This is a genomic window from Aminiphilus circumscriptus DSM 16581 (genome assembly GCF_000526375.1).
GTDB lineage: Bacteria > Synergistota > Synergistia > Synergistales > Aminiphilaceae > Aminiphilus > Aminiphilus circumscriptus.
Window position 1 is genome coordinate 1 of the sequence record NZ_JAFY01000003.1, and the last position, 9,967, is coordinate 9,967.

The 9,967-nt window shown below is 57.8% G+C and carries 11 protein-coding genes and 4 pseudogenes; 8 read left to right on the forward strand and 7 right to left on the reverse strand.

Annotated elements, in window-relative coordinates; translation table 11 throughout:
* On the forward strand, positions 1–500 hold a 500-nt coding region (locus tag K349_RS19335; protein ID WP_029165160.1), incomplete at its 5' end, for a hypothetical protein.
* A gap of 25 nt (positions 501–525) precedes the next feature.
* On the opposite strand, the gene K349_RS16695 is transcribed toward K349_RS19335, so the two are convergent.
* Positions 526–903, reverse strand: a complete 378-nt coding sequence (locus tag K349_RS16695; RefSeq protein ID WP_338022308.1) for a 30S ribosomal protein S20 — start codon at positions 901–903, stop codon at positions 526–528.
* Positions 904–1,455: 552 nt separating this feature from the next.
* Here K349_RS16695 and K349_RS19110 point away from each other — a divergent pair.
* The 6 genes and pseudogenes from K349_RS19110 to K349_RS17955 all read left to right on the forward strand — a co-directional run bounded on the left by K349_RS19110 (position 1,456) and on the right by K349_RS17955 (position 4,734).
* Positions 1,456–1,740: a hypothetical protein gene (locus K349_RS19110; protein WP_157367323.1), complete on the forward strand. Its 285-nt coding sequence runs from the start codon at positions 1,456–1,458 to the stop codon at positions 1,738–1,740.
* A gap of 735 nt (positions 1,741–2,475) precedes the next feature.
* Positions 2,476–2,952: pseudogene (locus K349_RS0107035) on the forward strand (helicase C-terminal domain-containing protein); the annotation flags it as partial.
* Positions 2,953–3,144: 192 nt separating this feature from the next.
* Complete coding sequence (rpmH, locus tag K349_RS18620) at positions 3,145–3,279, forward strand: 50S ribosomal protein L34 (protein ID WP_084460272.1); 135 nt, start codon at positions 3,145–3,147, stop codon at positions 3,277–3,279.
* 8 nt (positions 3,280–3,287) lie between these two features.
* A pseudogene (locus K349_RS19115) lies at positions 3,288–3,467 on the forward strand (ribonuclease P protein component); the annotation flags it as partial.
* Between the two features lie 323 nt (positions 3,468–3,790).
* Positions 3,791–3,937: a membrane protein insertion efficiency factor YidD gene (gene yidD / locus K349_RS16700; protein WP_084460274.1), complete on the forward strand. Its 147-nt coding sequence runs from the start codon at positions 3,791–3,793 to the stop codon at positions 3,935–3,937.
* Positions 3,938–4,326: 389 nt separating this feature from the next.
* Positions 4,327–4,734 carry a hypothetical protein gene (locus tag K349_RS17955; RefSeq protein WP_051464279.1) on the forward strand — a complete coding sequence of 136 codons (408 nt, stop codon included), beginning with the start codon at positions 4,327–4,329 and terminating at the stop codon, positions 4,732–4,734.
* Between the two features lie 518 nt (positions 4,735–5,252).
* Here K349_RS17955 and K349_RS19660 read toward each other — a convergent pair.
* The 5 genes and pseudogenes from K349_RS19660 to K349_RS20075 all read right to left on the reverse strand — a co-directional run.
* Positions 5,253–5,570 (reverse strand): annotated as a pseudogene (locus K349_RS19660) (hypothetical protein); the annotation flags it as partial.
* Positions 5,571–5,636: 66 nt separating this feature from the next.
* Positions 5,637–5,792: a hypothetical protein gene (locus K349_RS19665; protein ID WP_245588019.1), complete on the reverse strand. Its 156-nt coding sequence runs from the start codon at positions 5,790–5,792 to the stop codon at positions 5,637–5,639.
* Between the two features lie 69 nt (positions 5,793–5,861).
* Positions 5,862–6,209, reverse strand: a complete 348-nt coding sequence (locus K349_RS19975; protein ID WP_338022309.1) for a membrane protein insertion efficiency factor YidD — start codon at positions 6,207–6,209, stop codon at positions 5,862–5,864.
* 382 nt (positions 6,210–6,591) lie between these two features.
* Positions 6,592–6,726 (reverse strand): 50S ribosomal protein L34, encoded by a 135-nt coding sequence (rpmH, locus tag K349_RS18635; RefSeq protein ID WP_084460272.1) that lies wholly within the window; start codon positions 6,724–6,726, stop codon positions 6,592–6,594.
* Positions 6,727–6,918: 192 nt separating this feature from the next.
* Positions 6,919–7,062 carry a helicase C-terminal domain-containing protein gene (locus K349_RS20075; RefSeq protein ID WP_084460273.1) on the reverse strand — a complete coding sequence of 48 codons (144 nt, stop codon included), beginning with the start codon at positions 7,060–7,062 and terminating at the stop codon, positions 6,919–6,921.
* Positions 7,063–9,025: 1,963 nt separating this feature from the next.
* Between K349_RS20075 and rpsT the strand changes: the two are divergent.
* A pseudogene (gene rpsT, locus K349_RS16720) lies at positions 9,026–9,297 on the forward strand (30S ribosomal protein S20).
* Positions 9,298–9,390: 93 nt separating this feature from the next.
* On the opposite strand, the gene K349_RS19350 reads toward rpsT, so the two are convergent.
* On the reverse strand, positions 9,391–9,967 hold a 577-nt coding region (locus tag K349_RS19350; protein ID WP_029165168.1), incomplete at its 5' end, for a hypothetical protein.

A 9,967-nucleotide genomic window follows, 5' to 3' on the forward strand; every position in this document is an offset into this window, starting at 1 on the left:
GGGAGGCGGGGGTTCTTCTCGGAGAGTGGTTCGAGGATCCGGAGGAATTACGGAGCGAGATCAAAAAACTCGGCATCGCCTCCGGAGGTGAGCAGGTGAGCGGCGATCTCGTGAGGGCGCTTTCCGTGGACGAGGGACGCAAGGCACTTCTGGATTTTCTCGACGGATTCTGCCGGAAGGATCGACGTGCCGTTCTGGATGCACTTGGAACCCTGCGCAGACGAGACGAGGTGCTCGCTGCGGTAACGGCGTTCTACAACAGGGTTCGTGGAGCCATGTATCTGTCGTTGATGAAAGGAACCCTCCATGAGGAAGTGGTGCGGGCGCTCGGATTACGGCCTTACCAGCGCAAACTCGCCGAAGAGGCGGCCTCGCGTTATACGCCGGAGACGCTGAAACATGTTGTGGCCGAGACAGCCGCCCTCTCCTGCCGGGAGAAATGGGGTCGGGGTGCCGGATGGAACGACCTGGAACTCATTGTTCTGGGTGCGATGAAGTAACCCGGGCGGATGGGGTGCGATGGCATCAAAAAAGGACGTCCCTCGGAGGGCGTCCTCTGTTTGTGTTTCCGCAAGCGGTGCAACAAACGTTTACTTGCCCGTGGCGAGGGATTTGACGAGCTTGGTGAGGTTCGCCTTGCGGCGGGAGCGGTATTCTTGTGAGAACACCCTTGACCACCGCTTTGTCCAGAATGGACTGGGCTTCATTGAGCCTGCTCTGGGCAAGTTCGTCGTTCCCGCTCTGAACGGCTCGAGAAACGCGCTTTCCCGCAGTCTTGAACGACTTGTCCAGTAGCGGTTGTAAAGCCGGTTTCGCTCGGCGATACGCACTCGCTTTTCGGCGGATTTCTTGTTCGGCAATGCTGTCACCTCCTTTCGTCATGAGCAGAGGCCATTCTAACATGCTGAATGCTCCTTGGGCAACTCCGGAGTGATGTTTTCCGAAGATGTGCTATGATTATGCGTCCCCGCGCGATTTTGGACGGGATTTTTTTTTGGACGGGGCGACGGAGAACTGGGTGAGGGGCGTTCATGGGATGAACACGGACATGCAGGCGATATTCGGCCCGGAGGGGCCTTTCGCGAAGACCTTTCCCGACTACGAGGTGCGGCGGGGCAGGAGGACCTCGCAAGGCGGGTATGGGATCTCTGTGAAAGCTCCGAGGGCGGCATCCTCGCTGCAGAGGAAGCTCTACAGGGATAGGCAAGATTTTTGCTCTTCTCGTTCCGGCTCTGCTCTGGCACAGAAAAGAGACGCGCGCATTCTGTTCCTCACGGCGGGAATTCCGCTGCAGGAGCACTCCGGGACAAGGGATCTCCCCTCCCTCTTCGCGTGCTCGGTTTTTCTGTTCCTTTCGTGGTGCTCAAGGGGCGGGGGCAGATATGTCTGCAGACGACGAGCTTTTGACCTGGAGGTCGGAGGGATTCGTCTCTTTCAATGGGACGCCGGTGTTGAGTGGAGACACTCCTGCACTGGCTTTCGAGGACGGAGACGGGGGAACTGACGAACTGGGTTGCCCGGAGGACATCCTCTATTTGCGGCGGCGGCGCACAGCAGAGGGGTGTCCGGTGCTCGTTGTCCGGAAAGAGAGCGTTGTTTCGTTCTTCGGCGTTCGCTCTCGCCCAGGATGCCCGGCTTGTCATCGCGAATTACCATCTTTTTTTTGCCTACACCATCGGCCTTGGCGTTCCCTTCCGTTTCCTTCAATCTGGCTCGTCTGTGATGAGGCGCATCGCATGACCGATTCGGCCGTTCCGCCGCGAGCCGTACAACGAGCCCTCGACGAATGGAGACGTCTTCTCGGAGCGACGTGCCGTCAACATCGGCGCTTTTCTCGCTGACACGAAGTGCCGAAACGGTGAAGCTGTTCTTGGACATCTCGGCAATGCAACAGAGAAATCGAAGTTCTTTTCGGAAGCATTTCCTTTCGATACGGAGCGGGAAGACCTTTTTCACCGCGATCCGCAGCTGGTCCAGGCCGGAACGGAAAGTATGTCATGCGTGGACAGCCCGTGTTGCGACCGCTTGCCTTTCTTGACGGACATGGAGGCGACGAAATATCGGAGGAGAGAGCTACTTGGCTGGCCTGGCGGGACGAGCTGAAGAAAGCCCTCGGTGCGCTGTCCTGGTGTCTCGCCGTCGAAAACTATCCCGAATGGGCCTACTGGTGGGACGGGACATCTTTGCAAAGCGCTCCCCACACTCTGTTCCGAAGCAGATTCGCGAAGGTGTGGAACGCTGTGCTCCTCACGCCGTCGTGGTCGCCTCGGCGACGCTTTCCTGGCGGGGATCTGCGTTTCTGGAGCGGGAAACCGGCTTGGAGCCGACCGATACGCTCGTTCTCGAATCCCCCTTTCCCTTGCGGAGCAGATGGAAGTCTGGGTGATCTCAACGGGGATGCCGTTCCCGACCCTGGTTACGACCAAAGGGTGGCGGAAATCGTCGAAAAGCTTGTGAACAGAACGGGGGAGTACTCTTGTCCTTCTCTCGTCGCTGCGTCTGTTGAGGACGGTTGGAGAGCGGCTCACCTCCCGAAAGAGGGGATACGACATTTTCCTTCAGGGAAGCCTGCCGAGGGGGGAATTGCTGCGTCGATTCAGGGAAGACCTTGCATCCGTCCTGGTGGGGAGTGTGTCCTTTCGAGAGGGAATTGACGTTCCTGGTTCCGGTCTCACTCAGGTCATCATCGATCGCATTCCTTTCCCTCATCCGAATGACCCCGTTGTAGAAGCGCGGAATCGCCTGGAGGGAAATTCCTCGTTTCGGGATGTGACACTTCCCTGGGCAAAGCTGCTCCTCAAGCAGGCCGTGGGACGCCTTATTCGGACTCGCACGGACAGGGGGAGAGTGGTCATTCTCGACGGTCGAGTGGTGGAAAGGAAGGATTGGAAAATTCTCGACGCGCTTCCCCGGGTGGTCGTTCGACCTTTGCGAGTGCGGATTCGCTCTTGATGTATATTCCTTTGCCGAAGCGGTTTTGTAGCGTGTTTCGGTTTGCTTTGGAACGGGGCGAAGGAATTGCGGTCATGTGCCGAATCTGTGGACTGTCAGTTGCTCCGGTGAATCTGGTGTGCTATAGTAATCCGGCTGTCTGAAGAGAGCGGCTTTTTCCCTTCATCCGCATGTGTTCGAGGAGGTGTCCCCATGAAGCGTACATATCAACCGCACAATACCCGGCGCAAGCGGGCCATGGGTTTTCTGGTACGTTCGCGTTCCGCCGCCGGTCGTCGAATTCTTCGCAACAGAAGGCGCAAGGGCCGCGCACGGTTGGCGGTCTAGTAAAGGGCGTGGCGTTTCCCTTTTCCCGATCGCTTCGCCTGCGAAGCGGATGGGAGTTCGACCTCGTCTTCCGCACCGGCCGAAAGATCCAGGGAAGGCTGGTGCGGTTGTTCTTTGTGGATGCCCCCGACGGAATAACCCGCGTGGGCGTCGCCGTGGGCAAACGGCAAGGCGGCGCGGTTTGCCGGAGCAGGGGTAAACGTGTTCTCCGAGAGGCATTTCGTCACCTGCTTCCTCTGACGAAGGAAAGGACTCTGGATTGTGGCGATGGCTTCGTCAAAGTGCCTTGGCGATTCTGCCTGCCGCGTGTCTACGACGGACATGCGACAGGTTTTGTTTGCGGAGGGCTTGCTGCGAGTCTCCCGAATGCCGGTGGAATGGAAAGTGCTCCGGTTGTCTTCTCGGGACTCTTGCGAAAAGTGTTCCGGAGAACGGCGGTGATGCGGAGATGTCCTTCTCTTCGCCGGCGGGAAACCCGCACTCTCGCCGGGACGCGTCGTTTCCGGCGAGGATGGCGTTCTTCCCCATCCTCTTCTATCAGCGGTGTCTTTCTCCCTTTTTGGGAACGAATTGCCGTTTTTATCCCACCTGTTCCCAGTATATGCTCGAGGCGATCCTCGGTTCGGCGTTTCTGCGCGGCAACCGGGCTCGCGCGTGAAACGTCTTTTGCGGTGCCGGTCCCTGGAACCCAGGGGGTTTTGATCCCGTTCCCGAGAAAATCCGCGGCGTAAAGACCCGAGCGGACGAGAAACGAAAGAAACAGCTTTAAAGAAAACCAGCTTTTCAGAGGCGGTGAACGAAGATGAGTGCACTGTGGGAATGCGGGTGGCGCGCTGCTGCTCGGGCATCTTGAACTTCTTCTACAACCTGTTCCATTTCCTATGGTATCGCCATCATCCTTTTGACGGTGGTGGTGTGCGAATTTCTGCTGCAGCTCGCCTCGCACAAACAAACTGGTGAGTATGCAGAAAATGCAGAAACTCCAGCAGGCTCAAAGTACTTCAGGAAAAGTTCGGGAGACAAGGAACGGACTGAACAAGGAGACCCATGGGTCTCTACAAGGAGAAACAACGTGAATCCGCGGCGGGTTGTCTTCCCCTCCTCGTGGCAGCTCCCGATTCTGATTCTACCTGTTCCCGCGTTCTTATGGACTTGAATCTTACTGGCTATTCCTTTCTCGGTATCCATCTGGATAAATCGTGTACCGGGGCTCTCGGTTCCGCCCTCGGGATCACGGATCCGGAGGTGGGGGCTCATGGCCATTGTGAAACGCCATCGGAACCAATTCCGAGGGAGGGCCTCTCTCAAGTGGGGCTCTATTTGGGGAATGTGCTTCTCATGGCCTTCATTGGCTATATCACGTGGTTCCAACAAGCAGCTCACGGGTGCATCGAATCCGCAGATGGCGTTCATGAACTGGTTCATGCCGCTCTTTCTGGTGGTTCATCTGTTTGAGGCCTACCCGGCGGTGTTGCTGCTCTACTGGGCGGTTCCTCACTCATCGGTGTTTGCGCAGCAGTGGTGGGTCCACAGGAGAACCGACATTGAGATGCAGGAGAAACCCGCGCTGGTTCAAGGAGAAACCACCTGTCCAAGTAAAAGGCGAGTAAGGGGAAAGTCCGTGTCCCCGTGTCCGGGAGGAGGAGTTTCCTCCCGAAGGGTGTGGGGAAGGAGGTTCGCTCGTGACGGAACGAGAGTCCCTTGGTGCTTGAAGCGGGGTTTCTCCTGCTTATCTCATAAATGGTCAGGTTCTTCCTGTGTGACCCACCACTGCTGCGCAACACCGATGAGTGAGGAAAAACCCGCCCAGTATGAAGCAGCCACCGCCGGGGTAGGGCTCAAAACAGCCCATTGAACACCAGAAAGAGCGGCATATTGAACAGTTTCATTGAACGCCATTCTGCGGGATTCGCGATGCACCCCCGTGAGCGCCTGCTGTTGGAACCCACGTGATATAAGCCATTATGAAGGGCCTATGAGAAGAGCACATTCCCCAAATAGAGCCCCACTTGAGAGAGGCCTCCCGGATTGGATTCCGATGGGCGTTCACAATGGGCCATGAGCCCCCACCTCCGGATCCGTGATCCCGAGGGCGGAACCGAGAGCCCGTACACGGATTTATCCAGAATGGATACCGAGAAAGGAATAGGCCAGTAAGATTCAAGTCCATAAGAACGCGGAACAGGAGAATCAGAATCGGGAGCTGCACGAGGAGGGGAAGACAACCCCGCCGCGGGATTCACGTTGTTCTCCTTGTAGAGAGCCATGGTTCTCTTGTTCAGTCGTTCCTTGTCTCCCGCGAACTTTTCCTGAAGTACTTTGAGCCTGGGCTGGAGTTTCTGCCATTTTCTGCATACTCACCAGTTGTTTGTGCGAGAGCGGATGCAGCAGAATTCGCACCACCCACCGTTCAAAAGGATGATGGCGATACCATAGGAATGGAACAGGTTGTAGAAGAAGTTCAAGATGCCGAGCAGCAGCGCCGCCACCCGCCATTCCACCAGTGCACTCATCTTCGTTCACCGCCTCTGAAAAGCTGTTTCTTTAAAGCTGTTTCTTTCGTTTCTCGTCCGCTCGGGTCTTTACGCCGCGATTTTCTCGGGAACGGGATCAAAACCCCCTGGGTTCCAGGGACCGCACCGCAAAAGACGTTTCACGCCGAGCCCGGTTCCGCGCAGAACGCCGAACCGGAGGATCGCCTCGAGCATATACTGGGAACAGGGGGATAAAAACGGCAATTCGTTCCCAAAAGGGAGAAAGACACCGCTGATAGAAGAGGATGGGAAGAACCGCCATCCTCGCCGGAAACGACGCGTCCCGGCGAGAGTGCGGGTTCCGCCCGGCGAAGAGAAGGACATCTCCGCATCCACCGCCGGTTCTCCGGAACACTTTCGCAAGAGTCCCGAGAAGACAACCGGAGCACTTTCCATTCCACCGGCATTCGGGAGACTCGCAGCAAGCCCTCCGCAAACAAAACCTGTCGCATGTCGTCGTAGACACGCGCAGGCAGAATCGCCAAGGGCACTTTGAGCGAAGCATCGCCCACAATTCCAGAGTCCTTCCTTCGTCAGAGGAAGCAGGTGACGAAATGCCTCTTCGGAGAACACGTTTACCCTGCTCCGGCAAACCGGGCGCCGCCTTGCCGTTTGCCCACGGCGCGACGCCCACGCGGGTTATTCCGTCGGGGGCATCCACCAAAGAACAACCCGCACCCAGCTTCCCTGGATCTTTCGGCCGGTGCGGAAGACCGGGTCGAACTCCCATCGCTTTCGCAGGCGAAGCGATCGGGAAAAGGAAACGCCACGCCCTTTACTAGACCGCCAACCGTGCGCGGCCCTTGCGCCTTCTGTTGCGAAGAATTCGACGACCGGCGGCGGAACGCGAACGTACCAGAAAACCCATGGCCCGCTTGCGCCGGGTATTGTGCGGTTGATATGTACGCTTCATGGGGACACCTCCTCGAACACATGCGGATGAAGGGAAAAAGCCGCTCTCTTCAGACAGCCGGATTACTATAGCACACCAGATTCACCGGAGCAACTGACAGTCCACAGATTCGGCACATGACCGCAATTCCTTCGCCCCGTTCCAAAGCAAACCGAAACACGCTACAAAACCGCTTCGGCAAAGGAATATACATCAAGAGCGAATCCGCACTCGCAAAGGTCGAACGACCACCCGGGGAAGCGCGTCGAGAATTTTCCAATCCTTCCTTTCCACCACTCGACCGTCGAGAATGACCACTCTCCCCCTGTCCGTGCGAGTCCGAATAAGGCGTCCCACGGCCTGCTTGAGGAGGCAGCTTTGCCCAGGGAAGTGTCACATCCGAAACGAGGAATTTCCCTCCAGGCGATTCCGCGCTTCTAACAACGGGGTCATTCGGATGAGGGAAAGGAATGCGAATCGATGATGACCTGAGTGAGACCGGACCAGGACGTCAATTCCTCTCGAAAGGACACACTCCCACCAGGACGGATGCAAGGTCTTCCCTGAATCGACGCAGCAATTCCCCCCTCGGCAGGCTTCCTGAAGGGAAATGTCGTATCCCCTCTTTCGGGAGGTGAGGCCGCTCTCCAACCCGTCCTCAACAGACCGCAGCGACGAGAGAAGGACAAGAGTACTCCCCCCGTTCTGTTCCACAAGCTTTTCGACGATTTCCGCCACCCTTTGTGTAACCCAGGGTCGGGAACGGCCATCCCCGTTGAGATCACCCAGACTTCCATCTGCTCCCGCAAGGGAAAGGGGGATTCGAGAACGAGCGTATCGGTCGGCTCCAAGCGGTTTCCGCCTCCAGAAACGCAGATCCCCCCGCCAGGGAAAGCGTCGCCGAGGCGACACGACGGCGTGAGGAGCACAGCGTTCCACACCTTCGCGAAATCTGGCTCGGAACAGAGTGTGGAGCGCTTTGCAAAGATGTCCCGTCCCACCCAGTAGGCCCATTCGGGATAGTTTTCGACGGGCGAGACACAGGACAGCGCACCGAGGGCTTCTTCAGCTCGTCCCCGCCAGGCAGCCAAGGTAGCTCTCTCCTCCGATATTTCGTCGCCCTCCATGTCGTCAAGAAAGGCAAGCGGTCGCAACACGGCTGTCACGGCATGACATACTTTCCGTCCGGCCTGGACCAGCTGCGGATCGGCGGTGAAAAAGGTCTTCCCCGCTCCGTATCGAAAGGAAATGCTTTCCGAAAAGAACTTCGATTTCTCTGTTGCATGTGCCGAGATGGTCCAAGAACAGCTTCACCGTTTCGGCCACTTCGTGTCAGCGAGAAAAGCGCCGATGTGACGGCACGTCCTCCGAGAAGACGTCTCCATTCGTCGAGGCTCGTTGTACGGCTCGCGGCGGAACGGGCCGAATCGGTCATGCGATGCGCCTCATCACAGACGAGCAGATTGAAGGAAACGGGAAAGGGAACGCCAAGGCCGATGGTGTAGGCAAAAAAAAGATGGTAATTCGCGATGACAAGCCGGGCATCCTGGGCGAGACGGAACGCCCGAAGAACGAAACAACGCTCTCTTTCCGGACAACGAGCACCGAGACACCCCCTCTGCTGTGCCGCCGCCGCCGCAAATAGAGGATGTCCTCCGGGCAACCGAGTTCGTCCAGTTCCCCGTCTCCGTCCTCGAAAGCCAGTGCAGGAGTGTCTCACTCCAACACCGGCGTCCCCCATTGAAAGAGGACGAATCCCTCCGGACCTCCAAGGTCAAAAGCTCGTCGTCTGCAGACATATCTGCCCCGCCCCTTGAGCACCACGAAGGAACAGAAAAACCGAGGCACGCGGAGAGAGGGAAGGGAGATCCTTGTCCCGGAGTTGCTCCTGCAGCGGAATTCCCGCCGTGAGGAACAGAATGCGCGCGTCTCTTTTCTGTGCCCAGAGCAGAGCCGGAACGAGAAGAGCAAAACTCTTGCCTATCCCTGTAGGAGCTTCTGCAGCGAGGATGCCGCCCTCGGAGCTTTCACAGAGATCCCATACCCGCCTTGCGAGGTCCTCCTGCCCCGCCGCACCTCGTAGTCGGGAAAGGTCTTCGCGAAAGGCCCCTCGGGGCCGAATATCGCCTGCATGTCCGTGTTCATCCCATGAACGCCCCTCACCCAGTTCTCCGTCGCCCCGTCGAAAAAAAATCCCCGTCAAAATCCGACGCGGGACGCATAATCATAGCACATCTTCGGAAAACATCACTCCGGAGTTGCCCAAGGAGCATTCAGCATGTTAGAATGGCCTCTGCTCATGACGAAGGAGGTGACAGCATTGCCGAACAAGAAATCCGCCGAAAAGCGAGTGCGTATCGCCGAGCGAAACCGGCTTTACAACCGCTACTGGACAAGTCGTTGCAAGACTGCGGAAAGCGCGTTCTCGAGGCCGTTCAGAGCGGGAACGACGAACTTGCCCAGAGCAGGCTCAATGAAGCCCAGTCCATTCTGGACAAAGCGGTGGTCAAGGGTGTTCTCCACAAGAATACCGCTTCCCGCCGCAAGGCGAACCTCACCAAGCTCGTCAAATCCCTCGCCACGGGCAAGTAACGTTTGTTGCACCGCTTGCGGAAAACACAAACAGAGGACGCCCCTCCGAGGGACGTCCTTTTTTGATGCCATCGCACCCCCATCCGCCCGGGGTTACTTCATCGCACCCAGAACAATGAGTTCCAGGTCGTTCCATCCGGCACCCCGACCCCATTTCTCCCGGCAGGAGAGGGCGGCTGTCTCGGCCACAACATGTTTCAGCGTCTCCGGCGTATAACGCGAGGCCGCCTCTTCGGCGAGTTTGCGCTGGTAAGGCCGTAATCCGAGCGCCCGCACCACTTCCTCATGGAGGGTTCCTTTCATCAACGACAGATACATGGCTCCACGAACCCTGTTGTAGAACGCCGTTACCGCAGCGAGCACCTCGTCTCGTCTGCGCAGGGTTCCAAGTGCATCCAGAACGGCACGTCGATCCTTCCGGCAGAATCCGTCGAGAAAATCCAGAAGTGCCTTGCGTCCCTCGTCCACGGAAAGCGCCCTCACGAGATCGCCGCTCACCTGCTCACCTCCGGAGGCGATGCCGAGTTTTTTGATCTCGCTCCGTAATTCCTCCGGATCCTCGAACCACTCTCCGAGAAGAACCCCCGCCTCCCGCCCCAGGCGCACCTTCTCCTCCGAGGCGATGCTCTCTATCCAACGGCGCCTCGCCTCTCCCCAACGGGGCGGTTCC

What these genes read in the sequence shown, in the direction of transcription:
- rpmH (WP_084460272.1), bottom strand. Translation starts at nt 6,726, where the DNA reads ATGAAGCGTACATATCAACCGCACAATACCCGGCGCAAGCGGGCCATG.
- K349_RS19975 (WP_338022309.1), bottom strand. Translation starts at nt 6,209, where the DNA reads ATGGAAAGTGCTCCGGTTGTCTTCTCGGGACTCTTGCGAAAGTGTTCC.
- K349_RS17955 (WP_051464279.1), top strand. Translation starts at nt 4,327, where the DNA reads ATGGGTCTCTACAAGGAGAAACAACGTGAATCCGCGGCGGGTTGTCTT.
- rpmH (WP_084460272.1), top strand. Translation starts at nt 3,145, where the DNA reads ATGAAGCGTACATATCAACCGCACAATACCCGGCGCAAGCGGGCCATG.
- yidD (WP_084460274.1), top strand. Translation starts at nt 3,791, where the DNA reads ATGGCGTTCTTCCCCATCCTCTTCTATCAGCGGTGTCTTTCTCCCTTT.
- K349_RS16695 (WP_338022308.1), bottom strand. Translation starts at nt 903, where the DNA reads ATGTTAGAATGGCCTCTGCTCATGACGAAAGGAGGTGACAGCATTGCC.
- K349_RS19665 (WP_245588019.1), bottom strand. Translation starts at nt 5,792, where the DNA reads ATGAGTGCACTGGTGGAATGGCGGGTGGCGGCGCTGCTGCTCGGCATC.